Source organism: Flexivirga alba (assembly GCF_042661025.1).
Classification (GTDB): domain Bacteria; phylum Actinomycetota; class Actinomycetes; order Actinomycetales; family Dermatophilaceae; genus Flexivirga; species Flexivirga alba.
Genome location: NZ_JBHSWH010000001.1, coordinates 1289461 through 1315318 on the forward strand (window position 1 = coordinate 1289461; position 25858 = coordinate 1315318).

General features: G+C 66.6%; 23 protein-coding genes and 2 pseudogenes. 9 read left to right on the forward strand and 16 right to left on the reverse strand.

The features are described from left to right. Window positions 1–6 precede the first annotated feature (6 nt). On the forward strand, window positions 7–1155 hold the full coding sequence (locus ACFQDH_RS06310) for an ABC transporter ATP-binding protein (protein ID WP_382399531.1): 1149 nt from the start codon (window positions 7–9) through the stop codon (window positions 1153–1155). Between the two features lie 85 nt (window positions 1156–1240). Next, complete coding sequence (locus tag ACFQDH_RS06315) at window positions 1241–2128, forward strand: substrate-binding domain-containing protein (RefSeq protein WP_382399533.1); 888 nt, start codon at window positions 1241–1243, stop codon at window positions 2126–2128. Here ACFQDH_RS06315 and ACFQDH_RS06320 read toward each other — a convergent pair. From ACFQDH_RS06320 to ACFQDH_RS06340, 5 genes are all read right to left on the reverse strand, one after another. Continuing rightward, window positions 2108–2737 (reverse strand): hypothetical protein, encoded by a 630-nt coding sequence (locus tag ACFQDH_RS06320; RefSeq protein ID WP_382399535.1) that lies wholly within the window; start codon window positions 2735–2737, stop codon window positions 2108–2110. The genes ACFQDH_RS06315 and ACFQDH_RS06320 overlap by 21 nt on opposite strands. Window positions 2738–2827: 90 nt before the next feature. After that, complete coding sequence (fdhA, locus tag ACFQDH_RS06325) at window positions 2828–4039, reverse strand: formaldehyde dehydrogenase, glutathione-independent (RefSeq protein ID WP_382399537.1); 1212 nt, start codon at window positions 4037–4039, stop codon at window positions 2828–2830. A gap of 229 nt (window positions 4040–4268) precedes the next feature. Then, entirely contained in the window at window positions 4269–5657 is a 1389-nt protein-coding gene (locus tag ACFQDH_RS06330; RefSeq protein ID WP_382399539.1) for an alkaline phosphatase family protein, read from the reverse strand. A gap of 39 nt (window positions 5658–5696) precedes the next feature. Further along, window positions 5697–6479: a polyprenol monophosphomannose synthase gene (locus tag ACFQDH_RS06335; RefSeq protein WP_382399541.1), complete on the reverse strand. Its 783-nt coding sequence runs from the start codon at window positions 6477–6479 to the stop codon at window positions 5697–5699. Window positions 6480–6641: 162 nt separating this feature from the next. Beyond that, window positions 6642–7316 (reverse strand): response regulator transcription factor, encoded by a 675-nt coding sequence (locus ACFQDH_RS06340; protein WP_382399543.1) that lies wholly within the window; start codon window positions 7314–7316, stop codon window positions 6642–6644. 113 nt (window positions 7317–7429) lie between these two features. Here ACFQDH_RS06340 and ACFQDH_RS06345 point away from each other — a divergent pair, with 113 nt between their 5' ends. The 3 genes from ACFQDH_RS06345 to ACFQDH_RS06355 all read left to right on the forward strand — a co-directional run bounded on the left by ACFQDH_RS06345 (window position 7430) and on the right by ACFQDH_RS06355 (window position 10502). Then, the gene (locus ACFQDH_RS06345) at window positions 7430–8971 is read left to right on the forward strand and encodes a glycosyltransferase 87 family protein (protein WP_382399545.1); all 1542 of its coding nucleotides are present in this window, start codon (window positions 7430–7432) and stop codon (window positions 8969–8971) included. Window positions 8972–9053: 82 nt separating this feature from the next. Next, window positions 9054–9794, forward strand: coding sequence for a phosphatase PAP2 family protein (locus ACFQDH_RS06350; RefSeq protein ID WP_382399547.1), 741 nt, complete (start codon window positions 9054–9056; stop codon window positions 9792–9794). A 36-nt stretch (window positions 9795–9830) separates the two neighbouring features. After that, entirely contained in the window at window positions 9831–10502 is a 672-nt protein-coding gene (locus tag ACFQDH_RS06355; protein WP_382399549.1) for a response regulator transcription factor, read from the forward strand. On the opposite strand, the gene ACFQDH_RS06360 is transcribed toward ACFQDH_RS06355, so the two are convergent. The 3 genes and pseudogenes from ACFQDH_RS06360 to ACFQDH_RS06370 form a co-directional block, all read right to left on the reverse strand. Beyond that, window positions 10481–11092: an ATP-binding protein gene (locus tag ACFQDH_RS06360; RefSeq protein ID WP_382399551.1), complete on the reverse strand. Its 612-nt coding sequence runs from the start codon at window positions 11090–11092 to the stop codon at window positions 10481–10483. The two genes, ACFQDH_RS06355 and ACFQDH_RS06360, sit on opposite strands and share 22 nt — an antisense overlap. 80 nt (window positions 11093–11172) lie before the next feature. Continuing rightward, window positions 11173–11460: pseudogene (locus ACFQDH_RS06365) on the reverse strand (HAMP domain-containing protein); the annotation flags it as partial. 98 nt (window positions 11461–11558) lie between these two features. After that, window positions 11559–11870, reverse strand: coding sequence for a hypothetical protein (locus tag ACFQDH_RS06370; protein WP_382399553.1), 312 nt, complete (start codon window positions 11868–11870; stop codon window positions 11559–11561). Window positions 11871–11954: 84 nt separating this feature from the next. Here ACFQDH_RS06370 and ACFQDH_RS06375 point away from each other — a divergent pair, with 84 nt between their 5' ends. After that, window positions 11955–12719, forward strand: a complete 765-nt coding sequence (locus ACFQDH_RS06375) for a COG4705 family protein (protein WP_382399555.1) — start codon at window positions 11955–11957, stop codon at window positions 12717–12719. 44 nt (window positions 12720–12763) lie between these two features. Beyond that, complete coding sequence (locus ACFQDH_RS06380) at window positions 12764–13534, forward strand: DinB family protein (protein WP_382399557.1); 771 nt, start codon at window positions 12764–12766, stop codon at window positions 13532–13534. On the opposite strand, the gene ACFQDH_RS06385 is transcribed toward ACFQDH_RS06380, so the two are convergent. Then, window positions 13483–14778: an amidohydrolase gene (locus ACFQDH_RS06385; protein WP_382399559.1), complete on the reverse strand. Its 1296-nt coding sequence runs from the start codon at window positions 14776–14778 to the stop codon at window positions 13483–13485. The two genes, ACFQDH_RS06380 and ACFQDH_RS06385, sit on opposite strands and share 52 nt — an antisense overlap. Next, the gene (locus tag ACFQDH_RS06390; RefSeq protein WP_382399561.1) at window positions 14775–15545 is read right to left on the reverse strand and encodes a trimeric intracellular cation channel family protein; all 771 of its coding nucleotides are present in this window, start codon (window positions 15543–15545) and stop codon (window positions 14775–14777) included. Before ACFQDH_RS06390 ends, ACFQDH_RS06385 begins: the two co-directional genes overlap by 4 nt. Window positions 15546–15763: 218 nt before the next feature. Here ACFQDH_RS06390 and ACFQDH_RS06395 point away from each other — a divergent pair, with 218 nt between their 5' ends. Then, a complete protein-coding gene (locus ACFQDH_RS06395) occupies window positions 15764–17833 on the forward strand; it encodes a family 20 glycosylhydrolase (protein WP_382399563.1) in 2070 nt (689 codons plus the stop codon). On the opposite strand, the gene ACFQDH_RS06400 is transcribed toward ACFQDH_RS06395, so the two are convergent. The 6 genes and pseudogenes from ACFQDH_RS06400 to ACFQDH_RS06425 all read right to left on the reverse strand — a co-directional run bounded on the left by ACFQDH_RS06400 (window position 17830) and on the right by ACFQDH_RS06425 (window position 25265). Further along, the gene (locus ACFQDH_RS06400; RefSeq protein ID WP_382399564.1) at window positions 17830–18930 is read right to left on the reverse strand and encodes an S-(hydroxymethyl)mycothiol dehydrogenase; all 1101 of its coding nucleotides are present in this window, start codon (window positions 18928–18930) and stop codon (window positions 17830–17832) included. The genes ACFQDH_RS06395 and ACFQDH_RS06400 overlap by 4 nt on opposite strands. 33 nt (window positions 18931–18963) lie before the next feature. Next, complete coding sequence (locus tag ACFQDH_RS06405) at window positions 18964–19842, reverse strand: PaaX family transcriptional regulator (protein WP_382399566.1); 879 nt, start codon at window positions 19840–19842, stop codon at window positions 18964–18966. Between the two features lie 6 nt (window positions 19843–19848). Further along, window positions 19849–22163, reverse strand: a pseudogene (locus ACFQDH_RS06410) (bifunctional salicylyl-CoA 5-hydroxylase/oxidoreductase). 50 nt (window positions 22164–22213) lie between these two features. After that, a complete protein-coding gene (locus ACFQDH_RS06415) occupies window positions 22214–23878 on the reverse strand; it encodes an AMP-binding protein (protein WP_382399568.1) in 1665 nt (554 codons plus the stop codon). Further along, window positions 23875–24780 carry an acyl-CoA thioesterase gene (locus tag ACFQDH_RS06420; RefSeq protein WP_382399570.1) on the reverse strand — a complete coding sequence of 302 codons (906 nt, stop codon included), beginning with the start codon at window positions 24778–24780 and terminating at the stop codon, window positions 23875–23877. The genes ACFQDH_RS06415 and ACFQDH_RS06420 overlap by 4 nt, the downstream gene beginning before the upstream one ends. Continuing rightward, entirely contained in the window at window positions 24777–25265 is a 489-nt protein-coding gene (locus ACFQDH_RS06425; protein WP_382399572.1) for a cupin domain-containing protein, read from the reverse strand. The genes ACFQDH_RS06420 and ACFQDH_RS06425 overlap by 4 nt, the downstream gene beginning before the upstream one ends. A gap of 108 nt (window positions 25266–25373) precedes the next feature. Here ACFQDH_RS06425 and ACFQDH_RS06430 point away from each other — a divergent pair, with 108 nt between their 5' ends. Then, complete coding sequence (locus ACFQDH_RS06430; RefSeq protein ID WP_382399574.1) at window positions 25374–25817, forward strand: RidA family protein; 444 nt, start codon at window positions 25374–25376, stop codon at window positions 25815–25817. Window positions 25818–25858: the final 41 nt, after the last annotated feature.

Genomic DNA, 25858 nt, shown 5'->3' on the forward strand with positions numbered 1-25858 from the left:
ATTCACATGGCAGCTGTAGCGCACGAATTCACCGTGCCCGCAGATCGCGAAGCCGTCGTCGTCACCGACCTGGCCAAGGCGTATGGCGGGAGCGACGCGTTCGCAATCGAGGACATCACCTTCGAAGTTCCACAAGGCCAGTTCCTCACGCTTCTCGGGCCCAGTGGGTGTGGCAAGACCACGACGTTGCGGTGCATCGCCGGCTTGGAGCGCGCGACTCGCGGTCGGATCGAGATGGGCGGCGACGTGGTCTTCGACGCGTCGTCGAAACGCGACGTCAAGACCGAGGATCGTCCGATCGCGATGGTCCCGCAGTCATACGGCATCTGGCCGCACATGACCGTGCTCGAGAATGCCGCCTTCCCGATGAAATATGGGCGGAAGCGCGTGAAGGAGAAGGGCGACATCCGGACCCGGGCGATGAACGTGCTCGAACAAGTCGGACTCGCGGACTTCGCGGATCGCTGGTCGACACGGCTGAGCGGAGGTCAGCAGCAGCGACTTGCCCTGGCCAGGGCCTTGCTCTGCGATCCCGACGTGCTGCTGCTCGACGAGCCACTGTCGAACCTGGACGCAAAGCTGCGAGTCCGGTTGCGCGGCGAATTGCGCCAGTTCCAGCAACAGTTCGGTGTCACCTCGCTGTATGTGACCCACGATCAGGCCGAGGCGCTGGCCATGTCAGACACAGTCATCGTGATGAACCAGGGAAAGGTCGAGCAGATCGACAGCCCGGAGGCGTTGTACAACTCACCACGTACGTCGTTCGTCGCGGACTTCATCGGCAGCGCAAACCTCATCCCGATCGAAGAGGGGACCGCTGAGGCATCCGGTGTCGTGGTCGCCAAGACATCCGTCGGCCAGTTCCGATGCGAGACGGTCTCGACCACGACCCCTGGTGAGTTGACCAGCGGCTTCGTGTGCGCTCGACCGGAGAACGTCATGGTGCTGCCGGTCCACGACGAGAGGGCGCTGGCCGAAGGCGGCATCCACGCGAAGGTCACCGCGGCGGAGTTCCTCGGCGATCGCGTGGCGATCGACGTCGCAGTCGGCGGCTTGACGCTCTCGTCCTCCATGCCCGGGCCGTTGCGAGTGCAGCCTGGCGACGAGGTTGCCGTCCTGATCCGACCCGGCGACTGCCTCTACCTCGATCGCTGACTGAGGACCTCCTCGCGTTTCCCCAGACCTACCGCTCGCAACAGCGAGCGGCGGGTAGTCATCAACCCCACGAAAGGGCATCCACATGGACATCGTGATCGGATCAGACCGACTGGCAGCAGCCGCAATCGAGGCGTCGGCTGGCTCCAGGGACGAGTTGATACGGAAGGACATCGCACCGTTACATAAAGCGTCCGCGCCGTTCCTGCGCAGTGACATCAATGGCATGTGCGAAATGGCCATCGTGACTCTGCTCCAGGCGACCGCCTATGGGTTGCCCGTAATCCTGCTCCCGATCACCACGCTTGGTCGGTATCAGCACCAGACCCTGGTAGCCATGAAGGACGCCACGGTTGAAGACCTGGCCGGATCGACAGTTGGCGTTCGTTCCTGGAGCCAGACCACCGGCGTGTGGATGCGTGGATTTCTTTCCGAGGACTATGGAGTCGATCTGCGCGACGTGAGCTGGACTGTGTATGAGCCCGCGCACGTCGCGGCATTCACCGATCCGAAGTGGGTCACTCGCGCGCCAGAAGGAGTGAAGCTTCCAGTCGAATTCCTAGCAGGCAACGTCGATTTCGGGATCATGGGCAACGAACTTCCCGATGACCAACGCGTTCGAACGGTGATCCCGAACCCTGCGCAGGCAGCCGAAGAGTGGTCCGTCCGTAACGGTTTCGCACCGATCAACCACGTCATCGCGGTGACCGAGTCGTCGGCGAAGGAGTCTGCAGGCACGGTCCTTGCGGCATACGACGGGCTCAAGAGTGCGATTGACGCCGCACGCCAACCCGGCCCCGTGGACTTCACTCCGTGCGGGTTCGACGCGTTGCGTGGACCCTTCACGCGTGCCGCTACATACGCGTTCGAGCAGGGCGTCCTCCACGAGAAGGTCGATTTCGACGAAGTGGTCGAGCGCTCTTGTGCCGCGCTCGGTGTGGGCCGTGCGCGGCTAGGCGGACGAACCGCCTGACGCGTCTCGGGCATGGCGCCGTCGGTAGTAGGCGAACGTCACGGCTCCGAGCAACGGCCCCCAGGCGATGAGTGGCGCATACATCAGGATCGCCAGGACCCCCTGCCAGGTGTGCAGGTTGAGAAACCCGTCCGCCGGTATGGCGCCGCCGGTCAGCGTCCGCCCGAGTGCAAGCATCACCAGCGATTCGGTCCACAGGACGGTGAGGATGGTCGCGCCGATCGCTCCGGGAATGACGGCGGCAAGTGTCGGCACCCGTCGCCCTCCCAGGAACGGCACCCACCGCGGGAAGACCTCACCCCAGGTCGAGACGAGCCCAATAGCGGTGAACGCCAACACTTCCGAGGCGATGGACAGCAGCACGACATACAGCTCGAGCGGGATCCACGAGGACAGGTTCCCGCCCGCGTTCACCGGGCGACTCTTGATGATCGGTAGGTGCAGCGCGAACGCGGCGACCCGCCAGAGGCTTGCCGGCAGCACCGAAAGAGGCACCAGTAGCGCGGCCTTCCGCGCCCAGCGGGGCACGCCTGCCACCGGCTCGTGCGCACGAGCCCATGCCATACGTGCTCGGCCGCGATCTGCAGCAACAGCAATGGAATCCGTCATACCTTCGACAGTGCCGCGCGGCTGCCGCCGTCGCCTCCCCGAAGGGCGCAGCGGCATCCCTCGCGCGAGTGAAATGCCGCTGCGTAGCCGTCAGGCGACCATGCCGTGCGGATCGATGACGTACTTCTTGGCCGCGCCCTTGTCGAAATCGGCGTAGCCCTGTGGTGCGTCGTCGAGGCTGATCTTCGTTGCGTTGACCGCCTTCGCGATCTGCGCCTTGTCATTGAGGATCAGGTTCATCAGCTGCCGGTTGTACTTCTTCACCGGACACTGACCGGTCGTGAACGAGTGCGACTTCGCCCAACCGAGCCCGAGGCGTACGCCGAGCTGGCCGACCTTCGCGTTGTCGTCGACGGCGCCCGGGTCACCCGTCACGTAGAGACCGGGTATGCCGAGCGACGCACCGGCCCTGGAGATGCTCATGATGTCGTTGAGCACCGTCGCCGGGGCCTCGCCCGCACCGGACCCGTGACCGCGAGCTTCGAAGCCGACGGCATCGACCGCCGCATCGACCTCGGGTTCGCCGACGATCTGCTCGATCTGGTCCTCGATCGACGCATCGGTGGACAGGTCGATCGTCTCGCAGCCGAAGCTCTGCGCCTGCTTGAGCCGGTCCGCGTTCATGTCGCCCACGATCACCACAGACGCGCCCAGCACCTGCGCGGCATGTGCGGCCGCAAGACCAACAGGCCCGGCACCGGCGACATACACGGTGGATCCGGTGGTCACGCCCGCGGTGTACGCACCGTGATAGCCGGTGGGGAAGATGTCGGACAGCATGGTGAGGTCGAGGATCTTCTCCAACGCCTGGTCCCGGTCGGGGAAGCGCAGCAGGTTGAAGTCGGCATACGGGATCATGACGTACTCGGCCTGACCCCCGATCCAGCCGCCCATGTCGACGTAGCCGTATGCCGCGCCGGCGCGAGCAGGGTTGACGTTCAAGCAGATTCCGGTCTTTCCTTCGTTGCACATCCGGCATCGACCGCAGGCGATGTTGAACGGCACGGAGCAGATGTCGCCTTTGTTGACGAAGAGCACGTCGTCACCGGTCTCGATGACTTCGCCGGTGATCTCGTGCCCGAGGCTCTGCCCGATCGGCGCGGTCGTCCGACCGCGGACCATGTGCTGGTCACTGCCGCAGATGTTGGTCGTGACGAGCTTGAGGATCGCCGCGTGCGGCGCCTTCTTCTTCAGCTTCAGTCCGGACGAAACGTCCTCTGGCAATTCGAGTTTCGGGTAGTCGATCGATTCGACGGCGACCTTGCCCGCACCCTTGTAAACCACGACGCGATTTCCAGTCATGGGTTGCGCTCCAATCTCAATCGATCACGGCCTTGTGTCGTGAGCTGGAGCTTCCAACGTAACTCCGGGAGCCGGAAGTATTCGCCGAATGGGAAACGAGCCTCGATCGCCGAGATGCCGGCGGTGGCAGTGGGGCCGGTGTTGCTCAACGCGGCGACGGTGACTTTGCCGCATCATGCGTGACACCAACCACGTGTCCAGGAACATTGGTCTTCGCCCCTGCGTCCGATCAGGCGTGCGACTCGATCCAGCGCCGGTAATCGTCGCCCGTGGCGAGTTCGGCCAGTTCGTCAACCGGGCGGTGCTGCTCGTCCGCGATCAGCCCGGCGGTCACCTGCTGCAGGTGCGACGGCTGAGCGGCGAGAGCGGCAGGGGTCGGCGGGGCTGTGGGTGCCGAGACGGTGGCGAGCGGGTCGTCGGTTCGCGGCGTCGCCAGCGACAGGACGGCACTCACGTCCGGGGCAGCAGCGTCCCGCTTGGTCAACGGCGTGATACCCCAACGCTTCTCGACGGTCGCGAGCAGGCTCGTATGGTCCAATGGCGTGCCGTCGGCTGGCACCCGGAAGATTGTCCCGGCCGGAATCAACGGGCTGACGAGCACCGTGGGCACGCGTGGGCCGAGCCGGGTGAAGTCGAAGCCGAACTGTCCCACCGAGCTGTCCGGCGGCACCGCGCCCCACGGCGGCGAGACGTGGTCGTAGCAGCCGCCGTGCTCGTCATACGTGAGGATGAAAAGGGTTGATTCCCAGTCGGGTCCGTCATACAGGGCTCGGTAGACGTCGAGGATGAGCTGCTCGCCCAGGGCCACGTCGTAGTTGGGGTGTTGGCTGTTGCCGGTCGATCCCCACGACGGCTCCAGGAAGGCGTATGCCGGGAGCTTCCCGCCCGCTGCGTCGGCCTGAAAGTCCCGGAGCAGTCCGAAATTCGACGCCGGCGCGGCGCTGGTGTCAGGAAAGTCCAGCTTGGTCAGCGGAGCTTTGGTGTCGCCGTAGATCTTCCACGGCACGCCCTTGTCGCTGAGTGCGCCGAAGATGCTCGGAACCGTGAACTTCTTGATCCGATCGTCCAACCGACCCTGGCTGGTGCCGGCGCAGGCAAACGCGCGGTTCGGCATGGTCATCGTCGGTGCCGCACCGAACCAGTGATCGCAGACCGCGAATCCCGTTGCCAATGCTGAGATCACCGGCAGTGTCGCGGGGGTGTGGCAGCCCATGATCATCGACTCGGTGGTCCCTGGGACGACATACCAACCCTTGCTGGAGTTGTCCTTGATCGCCTGGGCGTAGTCGGTGACGAACCCTTGCATCGGTGCCGTCGAGCCGGCGGCCGGCGGGGCCGTGCTGCCCCAGAGTTGGTTGTTGGTCGCCGCGTAGCCTTCGCCGGGGTCCGCGCCCGGCATGAAGTAGAGGTGCGGAGTGTCCGGTGTGAGCCGGTATGCCGGCACCGGCGTCCCGTCGCTGCCGGGACAGACCTCCCGCCCGGTGAGCCCCTCGAAGGGCTGGCCGGTCGGTGAGACGTTGCCCGAGTCGGCATACAGCCAACCGAGCAGGTGATCCAGTGAGCGGTTCTCCAGCATCAGCACGACGATGTGTTCGACAGTGTTCAGTCCGGTAGCCATGCATCCAGCGTCCCGCGCAACGACCCGGCGGGGAAGGGCTCAGCCGCGGGCGGGCACCTGGCTCGCCGCGACCGCGGGACGCCACTGCGACTTGCGCAACCGCCACGGCATCATCAGCGACTCGGCTTGCACGCCGAGCGACATCTTCGAGGTCCCCTCGGTGCGGTCGGTGAAATGGATGGGCACTTCGACGCTGCGCATCCCGGCGAGCGTGACGCGATGGGCCAGCTCCACCTGGAAGCTGTAGCCGTTGCTCAGCACCGTCTCCGGCTGGAGGACGCGCAGTGCGGCCGCGTCCCACGCCTTGAAGCCCGCTGTTGCATCCCGGACCGACAGGCCGAGGACGCTTCGGACGTAGCTGTTCGCCCCGGCCGACAACATCCGGCGGTGCCACGGCCAGTCCGCATCGACGCCACCGCCCGCGACATACCTCGAACCGACCGCAACCGCAGCATGATTCGCGGTCAGCGCAGTCACCATCGGCTGGATCGCCTCGATCGGGTGTGAGCCGTCGGCGTCCATCTGCACCACGACCTCGGCACAGGTGGACAGTGCCCACGCCATACCCGCGGCATACGCCCGGCCCAGGCCCTCTTTCCCGGGGCGGTGCAGCACCTGCACTCGGCCCTCGGTGGCTTGCGCGAACTCGTCAGCCAAGTCGCCGGTGCCGTCCGGGGAGTTGTCGTCCACGACGAGAACCCCGAGCCGTTCGGACGGCAACGCGAGCAGCCCGCACAGGAGGCGGCGCAGATTGTCCCGCTCGTTGTAGGTCGGCACGATCACGACGACCTGGATGTTCTCAAGACCGGACGGAGGCATCATCCGATCACAGTGCGCCGAGATGTGTGTAGCGCCGATGTATGCCGGGGCCTCGATACGCCTCCCCCGCTCCGGCACCCCACGAAGTTTCTCCCCTGCTGCGCTCCTCCGAATACTTCGCGGGGACCCCGCCCGCTCCTCCGCCACTCGACCAGCTTTGGCAACTCAGCTCGCGGCGACCATCCGGTAGCCCACGCCACGCACGGTCACGATCTCAGCAGTCGACCGCACGTCGTCGAGCTTGCGTCGCAGGCTCGCGACGTGCTGGTCGATGACGTTGCTCGCGGGCAGGCTGGCGAAGTCCCACGCGTGCTCGAACATCTGGTCGCGACGCAGCACCTCACCAGACCGCCTGGCGAACAATTCGACCAGTGCGAACTCACGGGCGGTGAGGTCTGCACGGCCGAAAGGCGTTGTCACGTCACGCGATGCGGGGTCGACGACAAGATTTCCGACGGTCAGCGACGTGGGCCGTTCGCATGCGCCACGTCGTAGCAAGGCCCGCAGGCGGGCGGTGAGCTCATCGAACGCGAATGGCTTCATCAGATAGTCGTCGGCACCGGCGTCCAGGCCGTCAACCCGGTCCTCGACGCTGCCGCGGGCCGTCAGCAGCAGCACCGGGCTCCAGATCGATTCCTCGCGCATCCGGCGGCAGACTTCGAGGCCGTTCAGCCCTGGCAGCATCACGTCGAGCACGATGACGTCGAAGGCTGTCTCCTGCGCGTGCCACAGGCCGTCGATTCCGTTGTGTGCCACCGTGACTGCGTAGTTCTGCGCCGTCAGGCCGCGCTGCAGCAGCGCCGCGAGTCGTTCCTCGTCCTCGACGATCAACACATGCATGGTTCCGACACTGTCGCCTCTCAAGCTGTGCTGTCTCCGGGAGTGTCCTGGACGTAACTGGTATGGCGTCGGCGTACATCGATTTCTCATGATCGGCGGCCCACTGTGATCTCATGCAACCCCCAGGATCGGTCATCGAGCCAGCCGCCCCCGGCGCCGTCCGACCGACCCCTGCACGCCTCGCAGCGCTCGAGCGCCACCGGCCGAGAGTCGCCGCGGCGCTGGTCTTCGCGGTCGCGCTGTTCTTCCGGCTCGGCGTCATTCTCCGCAAGGGCGGCATTCACGGCATCATGGGCTACGACTGCGGTGTCTACTTCGCGGGCGCTGACGCCCTGCTGCACGGCAGGCTGCCCTATCGCGACTTCACGATGGTGCATCCGCCTGGCATCACCCTCGCGCTGACGCCGTTCGCAGCACTGACGAAGGTCATGACCGACTGGCACGCGTTCGAGGTCGCGACGTTGGCCTTCTGCCTCATCGGCGCCACGGACGCCGTCCTGGTCAGCCTGGTCTGCCGACGTCTTGGCATCGCGACCCGAGGTGCCGTCGTTGCCGGATTGTTCTACGCCGTCTGGTACGGCTCGATCGGCGCCGAGTTCCAGGTGAAACTCGAGCCGCTGGGCAACCTGCTGTTCCTCTGCGGACTGCTCGCGCTGCTACGCGACGAACGACGCTCGACGCGCTGGTCCGCGTTCTTGGCCGGGGCGGTCGTCGGGCTGCCGGTGGCGGTCAAGATCTGGTGGATCGTGCCCGTGCTGCTCGTCATCGGCTGGCACGGCATGCGCAGGGGCAGCGTGCGAGCGGGCGGTGAGGTCCTGCTAGGCGCAGCCGCGAGCGTCACGGCAGTCTGTCTACCGTTCTTCGTCGCTGACCCGTCAGGCATGTGGCGATCGGTCATCACCGGTCAACTCGGACGCCCGCGAACCAAGCCGATCACCAAGCGGCTGGCCGACCTGAGCACGATCCCTGATCTGATGCGCCACCTGACAACCAGCGAGCTCCAGCTGATCGCCACGGCAGTCGTCGTCGGTTTGGCGACGCTCCTCGCTCTCGGCTGGAGGGGTAGTCGGCGCGCACGGTTCCTCAGCGTGGTCAGCGTCGTGCAACTCGGCGTGCTGCTCCTGTCGCCGTCCTGGTTCGGGTACTACTGCGACTACCTCGCAGTGGGTCTCGCGGTCACCGTCGGAGCAGCCGTGGTCGCGGTCCGTCGTCCGTCGCTGGTGAGCTCCCCTGCACGGCTGATCACGGTTGGCCTGCTCGCGATCACTGCGTTGGTGACGGTCGCCGGCACCACTGCGCCCACGACGTATGACGGCGCGGCGAAACTCACGCGAGTCGTGAGCGGAGATCGTTGCGTGATGTCCAACAACCAGACCGTTCTGCTTCGCTTGGACGCGCTGAGCCGCGGCCTGGCCGATGGTTGTCCGAACTGGATCGACGTGTCGGGCCGGGACATGGGCCCGGACAGCCCGGCCGCGCTGAAGTCCGCACACAGCAACTGGACACTCGCGCTGCTGCGGTATCTGCGCTCCGGGGACGCGGCCGTGATGTGGCCGAACGACTACTACCCGGGCGTGCGCGCCGGCCTCCGGCAGGACGGTGTCCTCGCGCAGATCGGGCCGAATGTCATCTATCGACACGGGTCGCATCCCTGACCGCCGCTGCTTCTCAGCGTCGTCTCAGCACCTTGCTGTCAGCATGAGGGTTCGACCACCAACATCTCCTTTGAGAGGTTCCATGCTGCAGCACGATCCGCAGGTCTCAGAAAGCACGGACCGGCCCGTGCCGCACGCGCGTCCGGTGCCGCATCCGCAAGCGCTCGTTGTGACCGTGGTGCTCTGGGCCCTCGGGATCGGCATCGGCATAGCGGCGATGTCGATCGGCGCTCGCGGCACGGGTGAGTTCCAGCTGGACCGCACCATCGCGGCCGATCGGGGCACCCTGGTCTCCGACGTCAGTCGGGTGATCAACGTCGTCCTCGGCCCGGCGGTCGGACCCGTGTTGATGGTCCTGCTCTGCATCGTGCTCTGGCGGACCGTGGGCCGGATCGTCGCGCTGCGCGCGGGGGCTCTGACGCTCGGTGGGTGGTTGTCGATCGAGGTCTTCAAGATGCTCTTCCACCGGCATCGTCCGCCGACCTCCGGCGTGCACGCCCTCGTCGTGGAGACACAAGCGGACAGCTTCCCCAGCGGACACACCGCATTCACTGCAGCACTGGTCGCCGGCTTCTTCCTGGCGGTGGCCGGTCATCGCAAGCTGCAGCGGATCATCCTGCTGGTGGGGCTGCCGCTCGTGGTGATCGTCGCCGGCAGCCGACTGGTCCTCGGCGCCCATTACCTGGCGGACGTCGTGGCGGCACCGTTGCTGGCCTGGGGCACCATCGCGATCGCAGTCGCCTGCGGTCTCGCCGACCGCGGCAGTCCGACCTTTCTGCCGCAGTGGTGGCACCAACTCGTCACCCGCCGCGCCGGGCAGTGACCTCTGCGCAACCCAGGCGGTGGTATCCCTGGAGGTATGCGGGTGTTGGTGATCGAGGACGAAGTGCCTCTGGCTCAGCTCGTCCAGCGTGGGCTGAGCAAGAACGGCTTCGTCGTCGAAGTCGTGCACAACGGCGTTGATGGCCTGTGGCTCGCCTCGGAAGAGGCCTTCGACGCGATCGTGCTCGACATCATGCTGCCCGGGATGCACGGGTATGACGTCCTGCGCCGGCTTCGCGAACGTGAGGTGTGGGCGCCGGTGCTGATGCTGACCGCCAAGGACGGCGAGTTCGACCAGGTCGACGCGCTCGACCTCGGTGCAGACGACTACCTGACCAAACCCTTCAGCTTCCCGGTGCTCGTCGCGCGATTGCGCGCGCTGACCCGCCGTACGCCGGTGTCCCGACCCATCGCGATTCGGGCAGGTGGGTTGCAGTTGGACCCGGCAGCCGCTCGAGTCCATCGTGGCGACACCGAGATCGACCTGACGCCAAGGGAATTCAACCTCCTGCACTTCCTGATGCGACGACCTGACACGACGATCAGCAAGTCGGAGATCTTGCAGCACGTCTGGGACCCGGCGTTCGAGGGTGACGACAACGTGGTCGAGGTCTACGTCGGCTATCTGCGGCGGAAGATCGACCGACCCTTCGGCACCGACACGATCACGACGGTGCGTGGAGTCGGCTACCGGCTCGAAGACTCCTGAGGCCTCGGGAGCGACACCGCGAAGCGGGCACCGCCGAGCGGAGAGTCCTCGACACGCACGTCACCACCGCTGCTGCGCGCGAGCTCGCGCACGATCGCCAGGCCGAGGCCGAAGCCGCCCTCACCCCGGCTGCGTCCTTCGTCGAGCCGGACGAATCGGTCGAAAACACGCTCCCGATCGGCTGGATCGATCCCGCGCCCGTCGTCGTCGACGGTCAGCAGAGCGGCGCCTGCGGAGTCAGTGGTCGTTGTCACGAGCACCTCTCGCTCGGCATGTCGGATGGCGTTGTCCACCAGGTTGCGGACGATGCGCTGGGCCGTGGGTTCCGGGGACTGCGCCCGGCTCGGGGTTCCGGCATACCGCACCGTCACGCGCTGTTCGCTGCGCCAGCGTCCGACCTCGGCCTGGGCGATGTCGTCCAGATCGACTGCGCGCTCCGGCGCGGAGTCGCGACGTTCGTCCAGCCGCGCGAGCAGCAGTAGGTCGTCGATGAGGGCGCCCATTCGGTCCAGCTCGAGGCGCACCGTGGGCGCGACGACCGGCCACTCCTCGGCCGGGTCCAACGCGGCCAGGTCTGTTGCCGCCTGCAAGGTTGCGAGGGGGAGCGGAGCTCATGACTGGCGTCGGCGACGAACCGCTGCTGGCGCGCCTGCGACGACTCCAGGCGGTTCAGCATTCTGTTCAAAGTCACTGCCAATGCTGAGATCTCGTCGTTCTGGGCCGGCACCACCACACGTGCGTCGAGGTGGCCGCTCTCGATTGCGTCCACCTCGGTCCGCATTCGATCCACCGGCGCGAGGGCTCGTCCCGCCACCCACCAGGCGAGCGCGGCAGCCAGCGCGGTCAGGATCGGGGTGCCGAGCAACAAGAACTTCGCGTCGGTGCTGATCGCCTCGTGCTGCGGCTGCTGTGAGGCGGCAACCTGCACGATGACGTGCTGGCCGGAGGGCGTGCGCACTCCCCGGCTGACGATCAACGGGGTGTCGACGTCTCCCGGCCGCCACCAGTGCCGCGCGTTCTGGACGGTCCGCTCGTTGCCGTCGGGGCGCCGGTCGCTCAGGGGAGGAGCTGACCGGTTCGCGACGAGAGCAGGACATCCCCCTTGTCGTCGATGATCACGGTCTTCATCGGCGGGTCGGTGTCGGTGTCGGTCAGGACGGCGGGCCGCACGCCACTCTGATGCACGATCGCTGCCACGGCGTCCGCCTGCTGCTCGACCCTGGAGGTCAGGCTGCCGGTGAGCGAACGCTGCAGCAGGGTCGCCAGCACGAAGACCCCGACCAGCAACGGCACGATGACCGCGACGGCGGTGACCGCCGCGAGGCGGGGTCGGAGCCCGCGTGCGTTTCGCGCGGTCAGTTGGATCACCCCGCCATACTGCGCCAGCCACGGGCTGCAACGCGACAGGTCGGACTCAGCGTTTCCTCAGCGGCGTCTGGGCACCCTACGCTCGTGACTACTGTTTCCTCTCGCGCAGAACGCGCTGCGACGGCCACCTCCTGGGTCGCGCCGGTCGGCGTGTTCTTCTGGATCCTCAAGCTGACGACCACGGCATTCGGTGAAGCCGCGTCCGACGGGCTGGCGGGCATCAGCCCGGTGCTGGCGGTCCTCGTCGGCGTCGTCGGTCTGGTCCTCGCTTTCCGCTGGCAGACGCGCACGCACGGATTCGTCTCCGAACGCTATTGGTCGATGGTTGCAGCGGTTGCAGTCTTCGGGACGATGCTCGCGGACGGGGTGCACGTGGCGCTCGGGTTGCCCTACCCCGTCACGAGCGTCTTGTATGCCGCTGCCACCGCAGCCGTGTTCGTGGCGTGGCGGCGGTCCGAGGGGACGATCTCGATCCACGACATCAACAATCCACGCCGCGAGCGCTTCTACTGGGCCGCGGTGATGTGCACCTTCGCGCTCGGCACCGCCGTGGGCGACCTCACCGCGGCAACGCTGGGTCTCGGATTCGGGCCGTCCGCACTGCTTTTCGCGGTCCTCATGCTGGTGCCGGCCATCGCCTGGCGGGTCACCGGACGGCATGAGGTCGGCTTGTTCTGGTGCGCCTATGTGCTGACCCGGCCGCTCGGTGCGTCGATCGCGGATGGCATCGCCAAGCCGCCGTCCTTCGGGCACGGTCTGGGCGTTGGCGACATACCTGTCACGCTCGCCCTCGGCGCGCTGCTCATCGGCCTGGTGCTGATGACGATGGGTCGCCGCTCACCCGCGTAACTCAGTCGAACGGGTATGTCGTGGTACGCGAGTAGCGTTGCGGGATGGCCAACTTCACCGGTTCTGATGACCTGCATGGTGCGACCTTCAAGGACGTCGACCTGAGCGAGGCACGCTTCGCCGGCGCTGATCTGTCCCGAGCCGTGTTGCGCGGTGTCGACGTGCAGGATGTCGAGATCGACGGCCCGTGGCTCTTCGACGGCGACCACTTCCTACGGGTCAATGGCGTCGACGTACGACCCTTCGTCGATGCCGAGCTCAACCGTCGTTTCCCGGGTCGTGAGCTGCGCGGCGCCAAGACACCCGAAGGGCTGCGCGCCGCGTGGGAGGCGGTGCAACGCACTTGGGCGCAGACCCTGGAGCGGGCGGCGGCGCTGCCGGCGGGCGCGCTCGACGAGTCGGTCGATGGCGAGTGGTCGTTCGCGCAGACGCTGCGACACCTCGTGATGGCGACCGACGTGTGGCTGGGACGCGCCATACAGCGCAAGGAGCAGCCCTACCACCCGGCAGGCCTACCCAACGACGACGACGGCGGCGGGACCGCGGCATACGAGGACACTTCGGTCTTCTCGGCGACCTCACCGTCATACGCTGACGTGCTGGAGGCGCGCGCGAGCCGGGTCGCGATGGTCGCAGACTTCCTCGCCACGGTCACGGCCGAAGTGCTCGCCGAGCAGCGCGACAACCCGCACGCGCCGGAGTATGACGAGACGGTGCTCTCCTGTGTGCACACGATCCTCGACGAGGAGTGGGAGCACCACCGCTACGCCGTGCGCGACCTCGATGCGTTGGAGTCTGCGTCGGGGTCCAAGTAGGCGAGCGCAGCGACCACGAGCGTCCGCGTGCCGACGTCGAGTGTCGGCTGGATGACCGGCGCGAAGTATGGCGAGTGGTTGACCGGGATGTCGGAGGAGACCCGGCCGGCCTTGACCGCCTCGGCATACGTGTTGGGGTCGATGCCGCCGATTCCCCAGTAGGAGTAGGGCGTTCCGATGGCTGAGGGTATGTCACTGAAGTCCTCGCTCGCGCTCTGCAGCGGCAACTCCTGCGCGTCGTTGCCGAAGAATTCGGCGAACGCGTCAGTCAGCCGCTGGGTGACGGCCTCGTCGTTCACCGTCAGCGGGAATTCGTCATACAGCTCGAACTCCGGGTCCTTCGGCGAGCCCGATGCCTCGCATTCGGCCTTGACGATCCGCCGGATCGCGTCGAGCACGTGCTCGCGGGTGTCGTTGTTGTAGGTGCGCACGTTGAGATCGATGACCGCGCGGTCGCCGATCACGTTGCTCTTGGTGCCGGAGTGGATGCTGCCGACCGTGAGGACGGCGGGCTCGGTCGGGGCCACTTCGCGGGACACGATGGTCTGCAGTCGGATGACGATCATCGCGGCCAGCACGATCGGGTCGATCGCGGCCTGCGGCATCGAACCGTGCGCACCGCGTCCGTGCACGGTGACGCGCATGCTGTTGGCTGCCGACAGCACCGGCCCGACGCGGGTGCCCACGACCCCGGCCGGCATCGGCAGCACGTGCTGGGCAAGGGCCACGTCGACCGTGCCGATGACGTCGCGCGCGCCGTCATCCAGCATGCCGCGAGCGCCGTCTCCTACTTCCTCGGCGGGTTGGAAGAGGGCGATGAGCGTGCCAGACCACTGATCCTTCTTGGCCGCCAGCAAACCGGCTGCCGTGGCGAGGCACGAGACGTGCACGTCGTGCCCGCAGGCGTGCATCACCGGCACGGACTCGCCGTCGGCGTCGGTCGTGGTGACGGTGCTCGCGTAGTCGAGACCGGTCGCTTCCTGCACCGGCAGGGCGTCCATGTCCGCACGCAGCAGCACCCGCGGGCCGGTGCCATTGCCGAGGATGCCGACGACGCCTGTCCCGCCGACGCCGGTGGTGACGTCATACCCTGCCGAGCGGAGGCGCTCGGCGACCTTGCCGGCGGTCTTTGTCTCCTGGTGCGACAGCTCGGGGTGCGCGTGCAGGTCGCGGTAGAAGCTCTCGAGGTCCTTGCGAGCATCGTCGAGTCCGGCGAGAACGGCGTGGGTCGAATCGGTGCTCATGATTCCTCCTCGGGACCGGACGGTTCCTGCTCAACGGTGGCGCGGTCGGCTGAACGTCGCCTGGTCTGCAGGGCGCGGGCGATCTTCTCCCGGCGAGCGCGGTCCAGGCCGGCTTTGGCAGCGACCCGACCTGGCGTGACCGTCCATGCGTCGGCCTCCGGCAGGATCCAGCCCCGCCAGCGCGCGACCAGGCACAAGCCGGCTCCGGTGATCGTCGATGCGACCAATCCCGCTGTCGGGTGGCCGTTTTCGCTGCACACGACCAGCACGCCGCTTGCCGCAATCGCGCTCGTCGCGTAGAGGGTGTTGCCGCCGAGCACCGTCGGGACGCGCCGCGTCACGATGTCGCGTATGGCGCCACCGCCCACCGCGGTGATCGTGCCGAGCAGGATCGCAGGCAGCCAGCCGATGCCGACGCTGAGGCTTTTCTGCGCGCCCGCTGCGGCCCAGGTGCCGAGTGCGATGGCGTCGATCACCGGCCACACGCGATCCCACACGGGCCCCTGCACATTGGCGACGTAGGTGATCGCGGCGCCGGCGAACGCGGTGAGCAGGTAGGCATAGTCGGTCAGCGCGACCGGCGGCCCGTGCTGCAACAGCACGTCGCGGATGATGCCGCCGCCCAGTCCGGACAGCACGGCGAAGGTCAGGAAGCCGATTGGGTCCAGGCGCTCCTGACGTGCGACGAGGCCGCCGAGGATTGCGTTGGCGAAGACGCCCGTCAGGTCGAGGACGCGGAACAGTTCCGACAGGTCACCTTGCTGCATCTGGGCGCATCCTCCTGCCGGACCGAGTTGTTTGGGGCCAACGCTAGCGGCTCACATGGCAGCGGTAGCCATACAACCGATGTGGCCAGCACTATGCATGAACATGATCAAAAGTGATTCATTCACGCAATTTAGTGCATGAATTCTCCCTATCGGCCACGATCTGCCACTAGCGTCGATACGCATCGAGGGTCGACCGTCACGCCACGGACGACTGGTTGGATGACGCCGAGGAGGCAGCTGTGCGTATTCGCCTGGCAGGAAAGGCCGTCCTGGCCACGCTCATCAGCGCATCGCTCACCGCGGTGCCCAGTGGTCCGGCCGGTGCGGTCGCCACCACCGCCCCCGGCGGTGCGCTGGGGAACCCGGCACCGGTCGTGTTGCCGAGCCTGCGGACCTGGGAAGGCGGCCGCGGCACGTGGCATCGCACACCGAGCACGCGAATCGTGCTGCAACCAGGTCAAGCTCGCGACCTGCGGCCGGCTGCACAGACCTTCGCACAGGACCTCGGCACCGAAACCGGCCGGACTCCTGCCGTGGTTGTCGGCGATGCCCGGCCCGGGGACATCGTGCTGCGACTCGGCACGGCCGGAGTTCCGAGCAGCAGTCAGGGGTATCGCATCGATATCGGCGCATCGGTGCAGATCACCGCGCGCGCCGGCGACGGCGTCTTTTATGGAACGCAGACGGTGGAGCAGGCCCTGAAGTCGAACCCGAGCCGGGCAACGATCCCTCAAGGCCACGGCACCGACTGGCCGACCATCTCCGAGCGCGGGCAGATGCTCGATGTCGGTCGCAAGTTCTTCACTGTCGACCAGCTCAAGGTCCAGATCCGGCGAATGGCCTGGCAGAAGCTGAACGTCTTCCACATCCACTTCACCGACTGGGAAGGCTTCCGAATCCAGGTGCCGCAGTTCCCGGGCCTTGCGTCGGCACAGTCGTATTCACCGGCGGACCTGCGGGAGCTGCAGGACTACGCGAAGCGCTATCACGTCCGGATCATCCCGGAGGTCGACCTGCCTGGCCACGCGACGCCGATCACGACATACGACCCGTCGCTGCGCTTCTCGTGCCCGTCGATGGACAAGGCGAATTGGCCGGGCGGGGAGAACGGTGGTTGGACGCTCGACATCACCAAGCCGCACACACAGCAGTTCGTGCACGACCTGATCGCCGACATCGCGCCGATGTTCGACGACAAGGTTTTCCACATCGGTGGTGACGAGGTCGGCCTGGATCCGGCGAAGAACGCCTGCCCGGAGCTGGTGAAGTTCACCAAGGACAAGGGTTTTCAGTTTCCAGAGGACGTCTTCGTCGATTTTCAGAACTCGCTCGACGAGCAACTGCGTGGCATGGGCAAGACCACCGAGACCTGGGAGTGGTGGAACCAATACGGACAGCAGTCCAGCATCGCGCCGAACAAGGACATCGTGATGCAGGACTACGTCGACGCCGACCCGACGGACTTCGCCGAGCAGGGCTATCGCGTCGTGGCATCACCCGAGCCGGTGCTCTATGTCAGTGCAGGCTTCGGGCAGAAACTGGGTGAGTACGGGTATGTCGACATACAGAACGTCTACGAGCACTACCCGTTCGCGACCTCGCAGAATCTCGACGCCTACGAAGTCGCTCGATGGGCCGACCGCGCCGAGACGCAGTCGGTCCACTTCCTCGACTTCTTCGCCGAACGACCGCTGCAAGTGACCGCCGAACGGACCTGGGGCGGCCCGCGCTCGGCGACCGTGTGGCAGTTCCTCGCGCGTGCGGACGCCATCGGAGACGCGCCGGGAACACCGCTGGGTGACTACACCGCGCTCGCAAACGCCGGCATGACTGCCAGTGCGGACAGCGAGGAGACGTCGGCGGAGTCGGCACCCGTGAAGAACGCGATCGACGACAACCCCTACACGATCTGGCACACGGCATACACCGGCGGCGATGCGCCGTTGCCGCACCGAATCACGCTCGATCTGCACGGTTCTCGCGACGTCGCCGGGCTGCAGTACCTGCCGCGACAGGATGGTGGCGTCAACGGCCGGATCGCCGACTATCGCATCGAGACCAGCGTCGACGGAACGCACTGGGGTGCCATCGCCACCGGTACGTTCGATGACGATCAGACGCAAAAGACCGTGACCTTCGCGCCGACCAAAGCTCGATACGTCCGGCTGACCGCACTGTCGTCAACAAACGGCAAACCGTTCAGCAGTGCCGGCGAGGTGACGTTGTTGCAGCGTGCAGATCCGGCAGGTACTGCACGCCTGGCAGCTGCTCGGCCTGCCCTTTAGAAAACGACCACCGAGCGCAGGACGTTGCCATCGTGCATCTTGGTGAACGCCTGCTCCACGTCGTCCAGCGTGATCTCTTCGCTGACGAACGCGTCGAGGTCGAGGCGTTCCTGTTGGTAGAGGTCGATCAGCATCGGGAAGTCGCGGCTGGGCAGACAGTCGCCATACCAACTGGACTTCAGGGCGCCGCCGCGTCCGAAGACGTCGATGAGCGGGATGTCGGGCAGCTTCAGGTCGGGGGTCGGGACGCCGACGAGCACCAGAGTGCCGGCGAGATCGCGGGCGTAGAACGCCTGTTTCCAGGTCTCCGGGCGGCCGACGGCTTCGACGACGATGTCGGCACCCTCGGCTCCCGGGTAGGTCTGCGCGCAGATCTCCTTGATCTGCTCGACAGGGTCCCCTTGCGACGAGTCGACGGTGTGGGTCGCGCCGGCCTTCTTGGCGGCGTCCAGTTTGCGCGAGTCGATGTCGACGGCGATGACGGGGGAGGCGCCTGCAAGGGCCGCGCCGGCAACCGCCGCGACGCCGACACCGCCGCAGCCGATGACCGCGACTGAACGACCGCGGGTTGCGCCGCCGGTGTTGATCGCGGCACCGAGGCCGGCCATCACGCCGCAGCCGAGCAGGCCGGCGGCGGCCGGTCGCGCCGTGGGGTCGACCTTGGTGCACTGGCCGGCAGCGACGAGCGTCTTCTCGGCGAAGGCGCCGATGCCGAGCGCGGGGCTCAGCTCGGTGCCGTCCTCGAGCGTCATCTTCTGCGTGGCGTTGTGGGTGGCGAAGCAGTACTTCGGCTCGCCACGCTTGCAGGCCCGGCACTCGCCGCAGACCGCGCGCCAGTTGAGGATGACGAAGTCGCCGGGCGCGACGTCGGTGACGCCCTCGCCGACCGACTCGACGAGACCGGAGGCTTCGTGGCCGAGCAGGAACGGGAAGTCGTCGCTGATGCCGCCTTCGCGGTAGTGCAGATCGGTGTGGCACACCCCGCACGCCTGGATCTTGACCACTGCCTCGCCCGGCCCGGGGTCGGGGACGTTGATGGTCTCGATGCTGACCGGCTCGCCCTTTGCTTTGGCGACAACGGCTTTCACCTGCTGCATAGCTTCTCCTCCTCGTGGCTGCTGGTGGGAACGTTACCTCGCCGGTGTTCTGTCAGTTGTTCGTGCTCGCGGTATTCCAAAACTGCGCTGCATGCGCCAGCGCCCGTTCCTCCAGCAGCTCCACCAGCCGCTCGAAAACGGTGATCGCCTCGGGGGCACTCCACCCCTCGGCGAGCACCTCGCGGGGAGCCCCGGGTCGCGGAAGGGCAGCCGCCGCCAGGAGTCGATCACGTCGAGGTAGATCGTGAACGCTTCTACCGGCTCGATCGCCGTGCGTGATTCCAACCGGGCGATCATCGGCCGATGGTGCTCGACGAAGTCCCGGTAGCTCTGATCGATCCCGGCCAGGTCCCAACTGTCGTACAGAAGCGTGGTCAGGTCCTGGGTTCCCAGGTAGCTGCCCACAAACACTGCTGCGTATTTGTCGAGCCCGAGCTCTGCGATCGCTTCCTCGGCGGCGGTCCGCATGCGCGCCGGCGCGAGCCACATAGCGGTGCCCACGTTGCCGAAGCCGAGATGACTCAAGTGGGTGCGCAGCTTGTAGCGCTTGCTTCGATCCGACTCCGGCACACTGAAATTGACGATGCACCAGCCGTCGGCGAGATCGGCCGGCCGGCGTGCGTGCCAGATCACTTCGTCGCCCTGGGCGAGCACGGTGTCAGCGTGAGCGGTCAGGGCGTAGCCGCGTGCGCCATTGCGGCTCTGGGCTTCGAGCCAGCCGCGCTTCTTGAGCCGGAAGACGGCGGTCCGCACACTCGGTGCGTCGACTCCGAGCTGGCCCATCAGGTCGATGGTTCCCGCGATCGGCAGCCAACCGCCCTGTTGCCGGACCACTGATCCCAGGAACGTCACGATCAAGGTGCGGGTGCGGCGGGTGCGTTGCGTCGCGTCGGATCCGTCAGCAGCAGTCATCGTCGATCATTGTCCACCTGGCTCCGGCCTCCAGCGCAGGTGCACATCGTCGGGCTCGCCGTCGCGCAGCAGCTGCAGCCGTGGCGGGATCTTGTCGGTGCGCGAGGTCGGCGGCCGTCGTTTGCCGGCATCGAACTGGTCCGGCCAGGGCGCGGCGGCCCCGGCATACTCCTGCTCCGCTGCGGCGTGCAGCGTCCACTGCGGGTCGTAGAGGTGTGGGCGGGCGAGCGCGCACAGGTCGGCGCGGCCGGCGAGCAGGATCGAGTTGACGTCGTCGTAGCTCGAGATGGCCCCGACCGCAATGACTTTCGCATCCGCTCCACTCGCGACCAGATGACGGATCTTGTCCGCGAACGGAGTTTGGTAGGACCGCCCGAAGGCCGGCTTCTCGTCCTTGCTGATCTGGCCGGATGAGACATCGATGGCAGCAGCTCCGTGCTCGACAAATGCGCGGGCGATCTCGACCGCGTCGTCTTCGGTGTTGCCGTCCGGGAGCCAGTCGGTCGCGGAGATCCGGACCGTCACGGGTATGGCGGGCGGGACCGCCGCGCGGACCGCGTCGAACACCTCCAGCGGGTAGCGCAACCGGCTCGGCAGCGGCCCACCGAGCTCGTCGGTGCGTTGGTTGGAGACCGGTGACAGGAAGGAGCTGAGCAGGTAGCCGTGCGCGGCGTGCACCTCGATCAGGTCGAACCCGGCATCGACAGCGCGGTGTGCGGCAGAGACGAATTCGTCTCGTATCCGGTCGAGTTCGGCCCTGGTTGCTTCGCGCGGGAGGTGGCAACCCTCGCCATACGGCAGCGGTGACGGTCCGACGACCTCCCAATTGCCCTCGTCCAACGGCTCGTCGAGGCCTTCCCACATCAGCTTGGTCGAGCCCTTGCGGCCCGAGTGGCCGATCTGCGCACCGATCTTTGCCGTCGATCGCTCGTGGACGAATCGGGTGATCTTCTGCCAGGCGTCGCGCTGTTCGGCGGTCCACAGTCCGGTGCAGCCGGGGTGATCCGACCCTCCGGGGAGGTGCAGATCATCTCGGTCATCACCAGTCCGGCGCCGCCGAGCGCTTTCGAGCCCAGGTGGACCAGATGGAAGTCGTTCGGCAGGCCGTCGGTCGCGGAATACATGTCCATCGACGAGACGACGATGCGGTTGCGCAGTCGGAGGTCGCCGATCGCGACTGGCTGGAACATCGCCGGCGTGACTTCGGAACTGCCCTGATGGCGCGCGAATTCGGTCTCCATCCGGGCGGCGAAGTCGTGGTCTCGCTCCTTGAGGTTGTCGAAGGTGATGCGCCGCGACCGGGTCAGCAGGTTGAAGACGAACTGGGCCGGCGCCTGGTCGGCATACATCCCGATGTTCTCGAACCATTCCAGCGAGGCCTGCGCTGCGCGCTGGGTCGACTCGACGACCGGCTTGCGCTCCTCCTGGTATGCCGCGAGCGCCTTCTCGATCCCGTCGTGTTCGTGCAGGCAGGCGGTGAGCGCGAGGGCGTCCTCCATGGCCAGTTTGGTGCCGGACCCGATGGAGAAGTGCGCGGTGTGGGCGGCATCTCCCAGCAGCACGACATTGCCGGTGTGCCACGAATCATTGCGAACGGTGGTGAAATTCAGCCATTTGGAGTTGTTGGTCAGGATGCGATGACCCTGCAATTCGCCGGCGAAGATCTCGCCGATCCGGGAGACCGCGTAGTCGTCGGAGACACCCGGCGGGAACTCGTCGTGCTCCGTGCGGTCGAAACCCGCACGGCGCCATACGTTCTCGTGCATCTCGACGATGAAGGTCGACCCGGCATCGGAGAAGGGGTAGCCATGGATCTGCATGGTGCCCCACTCGGTCTGCTTGACGAAGAACTGGAACGCCTCGAAGACCAGGTCGGTGCCGAACCAGATGTACTTGTTGGCGCGGCGATCGAGATTGGGTTTGAACACGTCGGCGTACTTCGTCCGCACGGCCGAGTTGAGCCCGTCGGCCGCGACCACCAGGTCGTGGTCGCGGCGCAACTCGTCGACGTCGGGCGCGGCAGTCCGGTAGTGCACGGTGACGCCCAGCTCGGCGACCCGTCGCTGCAGGATCTGCAACAGCTCCTTGCGCGACATCGCCGCGAATCCCTGTCCGCCGACAGTGAATTCGTGCCCGTCGACGGTCACGTCGATGTCGGTCCAGCGGGCGAAGCATTCCTCCATGGTGGCGTGCACCACCGGGTCGGCGCCCTCGATGCTGCCGAGGGTCTCATCGGAGAAGACCACACCGAAGCCGAAGGTGTCATCGGGTGCGTTGCGCTCCCAGACGGTGACGTCGTGACTGGCATCCAGGCTCTTCATCAAGGTTGCGAGATAGAGGCCGCCCGGGCCCCCACCGACGATGGCGATCTTCACGGGGCTGCCTCCACGGACGGCTGGGCGCCTTCCTGGTTGACGATGTCGCGCAACCGGAAGTGCTGCAGCTTGCCGCTGGCGTTGCGCGGCAGCGAGTCGACGAAACGGATCTCGCGCGGGTATTTGTACGGCGCGATGTGGCCCTTGACGAAGTCCTGGATCTCCTTGACCTTCAACGTATCCCGCGACGTTCCCTCGCGCAGCACGACGAATGCGCAGACGATCGAGCCGCGCTGGGTGTCGGGCTTGGCAACGACCGCGGACTCGACGACGTCCGGGTGCTCCTCGAGTGCAGCCTCGACCTCTGGACCGCCGATGTTGTAGCCGGAGGAGACGATCATGTTGTCGGTCCTGGCTTGATACCAGAAGTAGCCGTCCTCGTCGCGGCTGAAGGTGTCGCCGGTGACGTTCCAGCCGTTGACCACGTAGTTTCGTTGCCGGTCGTCGGCGAGGTAGCGGCAGCCGACCGGGCCGATGACGGCCAGCCGACCGGTGACGTCAGGGCCGACCTCGTTGCCGTCCGCGTCCAGAATGGTCGCGCGGTAGCCGGGCACCGCTGTGCCGGTTGCGCCTTCGCGGATGTCGTCGCCGGCGGAGGTGATGAAGATGTGCAGCATCTCGGTCGCGCCGATGCCGTCGATGATCTTCAGACCGAGCTGCTCGTGGACCTCGTGCCAGGTCTCGAGCTGGATGTGCTCGCCGGCACTCACAGCCGTTCGCAGGGTCCGCAGCTTGGCCGCGTTACCGGACTTGAGGATCTGCTTGTATGCCGTGGGCGCCGTCGCGAGCGACGTAATCGCGTGTGTTTCAACCATTTCTGCGAGTTGGCCGGGTGTCGCGCTCTCGGTGAGGAACGCGCATGCTCCGGCTCGGAGCGGGAACACCACGAGCATCCCGAGCCCGAAGGTGAAGGCGAATGGTGCGGTGCACGCGACCAGATCGTCCGGCTCCAGGCACAGCGTCGTCCGTCCGAACGTGTTGTCGATCGACAGGATGTCCCGGTGGAAGTGCATGGTGATCTTCGGGACACCCGTGCTGCCGGACGTGGGTCCGAGGAGCGCAACGTCGTCGGCCGCCGTGTCGACTGCCGTGAAGTCGGTCGGCTTGTCGGCGATGAGCCGGATGAGGTCGTCGGCACCGCCTCCGCCATACGTGGCGATTTTGAGGTCGGGGGCGGAGGTGTCGCGTAGCTCGTGGACGGCGTCGGCGAACCGGTGGTCCACCAATGCGATGCCCGGAGAGGTCTTTTCGACGATTGGCGCGATCTCTCGCGCGCGTAGCGCGGACATCGTGGTGACCACGACGCCGCCGGCCTTGAGCACGGCCAGCCAGGCGGCCATCGTCCACGGGTTGTTCGGCGAGCGGAGCAGCACCCGGTTGCCGGTGACCAAGCCGAGCTCGTCGGTCAGGTAACCGGCGAGCTGGTTGGTGCGCTGCTGCAGCTCGCCATACGTCCAGACCTCGCCGTCAGGAGTCTTGATCGCGGGCCGGTCGGCACCGAACTTTTCCGTTGGTATGTCGAGCAGTTCGACCGCTGTGTTGAGCCGCGCGGGGTATTGCAGGAGATCGGTGGTGAACTCCAGCGTCGGCCACTGATCCTGTGGGGGAAGGTGGTCCCGGGCGAAACTGTCCTGATAGCCCGAGGGCGAGAGGTCTGTCATCGTGCTGCTCCAGTGCTGGTGCGGATCATGCCCTCCTGGACGACAGTGGCCAGGTGGGTCCCCTCGGGGGTGAAGAAGCGCCCGAGGTTGAGGCCGCGGCCGTCGCTGGCCGACACCGCCTCCTGGGCGTAGAGCAGCCAGCCGTCAACCGTCGCGCTGCGGTGGAGCCACATCGAGTGGTCGAGGCTGGCGGTGACCAGGCCGTCGTCGGCCCAGGCGAGCCCGAGCGCGCGCAGTGTCGGCTCCAGGATCGTGTAGTCACACACGTAACTGAGCGCGGCGGTGTCACGCTGCTGGTCGTCGAGACCGGCGACGTCACGCAAGGTGTCGAAGGGCCGGACCCAAACCGCTTGGTGCGGAACGTGATCGCCGTCCACGGTCAGGTAGACCGGGCCGGGTACGTGGCGCATGTCGAAGCTGCGACCGTGCGACCAGTAGTCCCGCGAGGTCTCGGTCATGGTGCCGCCGGACTGCCCGGTGAGGTAGTCGGCGGAGCTGGGTAGCGACTTCGGATCCGCAATATTCGCAGGCATTTTCGACTGCAGCTCACCACCGGGGCCTCCTGCCGCGAAGTTCGCCAGACAGACGAAGATCGGCTTGCCACTCTGGTAACCGCGGACCTGCCGGGTGCTGTAACCGCGGCCGTCGCGCAGGACCTCGACCTCGTAGCGGACCTCGGCGCCGATCTCGGCCGGCCGCATGAAGTAGGAGTGCGTCGAGTGCAGGTGCTTGCCGTCGACCGTGCGGATCGCCGCGACCACTGCTTGGGCGACCAGGTCCCCGCCATACGCCTTGGGCCACGGGCACGGCTGGGTGACCGCGGTGAAGGCGCGGTCGAAGTGCTCCGGCTCGGTCTCGGTGAGTGTGACGGCGTCGGTGAAGATCGCAGAGGTGTCGATCACGGACGATTCATCCAGTCGCGCAATTCGCTTTCCGGGACCTGCGGCAGGTTGACGACGATGTTGTCCGGAGTGCGTGTCGTCATCCAGGTCAACGGATTGTTGCGGTCCAGGTTGCACTCGACGTGCGGCATGTGCGGCGGCACGAACACCCAGTCGCCCTCGGACATGTCGATGTAGTCCTCGAACTTCTGGCCGAAGTAGATGCGGGCCCGTCCGGACAACACGTAGCCGCCGGTCTCGGCATCGCCGTGGTGATGCGGCACCGACCGGTAGCCGGCCAGGTTGTGCACCTTGCCGAACCAGATCCTCGTGGCTGGAGTGTGTTGTGGGCTGACCCCGGAAACCCTTGTCGCGCCTTCGGATTGGCCGGTTGCGCCGGCATCGGGCTCGTGCCCGCCGCGAGTCACGAACGGCACCACCAGGCCGGCCTCGTTCTGGTACATCGACAGGTCGAGCCGCTCGTAGTTGTCCGAATTCGGGTCCATCAGAAATCGTCTCCTGCCACCGTTGCGTATTTCAGTTTTCTCATGATCGTTGCGAACATGTCAATAGCTGATTAGCCTGACAGCTGCACCAGCAACCAAGGAGACCCGATGTCGATCGACCTGACGCCCGCGCCGGTGAACCCGGCGGAATTGCCGACGCCGCACGGCTACTCCCACGGCACGCTGAGCGGGAACTCGCTGTATCTCGGCGGTCAGACCGCGCTGGATGCAGACATGCAGATCGTTCCCGGCGGCATCGTGGAGCAGTTCCGCCAGGCCTTCGGCAACGTGCTCGCCACCCTGCGGACGGTCGGCGGGGTGCCCGAGGACCTCGTGAGCATCACCATCTACCTGACCGACATCCCCGACTATCAGGCGCACGGCCGGGAGATCGGCAAGGTATGGCGCGAGCTCGCCGGCCCCGTCTATCCCGCCATGGCCGGCATCGGCACCACCGGGCTCTGGCAGCCGGAGGCCGTGATCGAGATCGTCGGCGTCGCGGTGGTGCCGGACGAACGCCTCGTGCGTCCGTCCGTCGTGCACTCCGGCTAGTTTCCCGCGGGCACACCGCAACTGGTGCAGACTGCGAAAAG

Excerpts from the sequence above, each read along its gene's own strand:
- ACFQDH_RS06400 (WP_382399564.1), bottom strand. The coding sequence starts at position 18,930 with ATGCAGCAGGTGAAAGCCGTTGTCGCCAAAGCAAAGGGCGAGCCGGTC.
- ACFQDH_RS06425 (WP_382399572.1), bottom strand. The coding sequence starts at position 25,265 with ATGGACCCGAATTCGGACAACTACGAGCGGCTCGACCTGTCGATGTAC.
- ACFQDH_RS06405 (WP_382399566.1), bottom strand. The coding sequence starts at position 19,842 with ATGACTGCTGCTGACGGATCCGACGCGACGCAACGCACCCGCCGCACC.
- fdhA (WP_382399537.1), bottom strand. The coding sequence starts at position 4,039 with ATGACTGGAAATCGCGTCGTGGTTTACAAGGGTGCGGGCAAGGTCGCC.
- ACFQDH_RS06390 (WP_382399561.1), bottom strand. The coding sequence starts at position 15,545 with ATGCAGCAAGGTGACCTGTCGGAACTGTTCCGCGTCCTCGACCTGACG.
- ACFQDH_RS06350 (WP_382399547.1), top strand. The coding sequence starts at position 9,054 with ATGCTGCAGCACGATCCGCAGGTCTCAGAAAGCACGGACCGGCCCGTG.
- ACFQDH_RS06345 (WP_382399545.1), top strand. The coding sequence starts at position 7,430 with ATGCAACCCCCAGGATCGGTCATCGAGCCAGCCGCCCCCGGCGCCGTC.
- ACFQDH_RS06340 (WP_382399543.1), bottom strand. The coding sequence starts at position 7,316 with ATGCATGTGTTGATCGTCGAGGACGAGGAACGACTCGCGGCGCTGCTG.
- ACFQDH_RS06415 (WP_382399568.1), bottom strand. The coding sequence starts at position 23,878 with ATGACAGACCTCTCGCCCTCGGGCTATCAGGACAGTTTCGCCCGGGAC.
- ACFQDH_RS06335 (WP_382399541.1), bottom strand. The coding sequence starts at position 6,479 with ATGATGCCTCCGTCCGGTCTTGAGAACATCCAGGTCGTCGTGATCGTG.
- ACFQDH_RS06320 (WP_382399535.1), bottom strand. The coding sequence starts at position 2,737 with ATGACGGATTCCATTGCTGTTGCTGCAGATCGCGGCCGAGCACGTATG.
- ACFQDH_RS06355 (WP_382399549.1), top strand. The coding sequence starts at position 9,831 with ATGCGGGTGTTGGTGATCGAGGACGAAGTGCCTCTGGCTCAGCTCGTC.
- ACFQDH_RS06385 (WP_382399559.1), bottom strand. The coding sequence starts at position 14,778 with ATGAGCACCGATTCGACCCACGCCGTTCTCGCCGGACTCGACGATGCT.
- ACFQDH_RS06380 (WP_382399557.1), top strand. The coding sequence starts at position 12,764 with ATGGCCAACTTCACCGGTTCTGATGACCTGCATGGTGCGACCTTCAAG.
- ACFQDH_RS06430 (WP_382399574.1), top strand. The coding sequence starts at position 25,374 with ATGTCGATCGACCTGACGCCCGCGCCGGTGAACCCGGCGGAATTGCCG.
- ACFQDH_RS06310 (WP_382399531.1), top strand. The coding sequence starts at position 7 with ATGGCAGCTGTAGCGCACGAATTCACCGTGCCCGCAGATCGCGAAGCC.
- ACFQDH_RS06330 (WP_382399539.1), bottom strand. The coding sequence starts at position 5,657 with ATGGCTACCGGACTGAACACTGTCGAACACATCGTCGTGCTGATGCTG.
- ACFQDH_RS06315 (WP_382399533.1), top strand. The coding sequence starts at position 1,241 with ATGGACATCGTGATCGGATCAGACCGACTGGCAGCAGCCGCAATCGAG.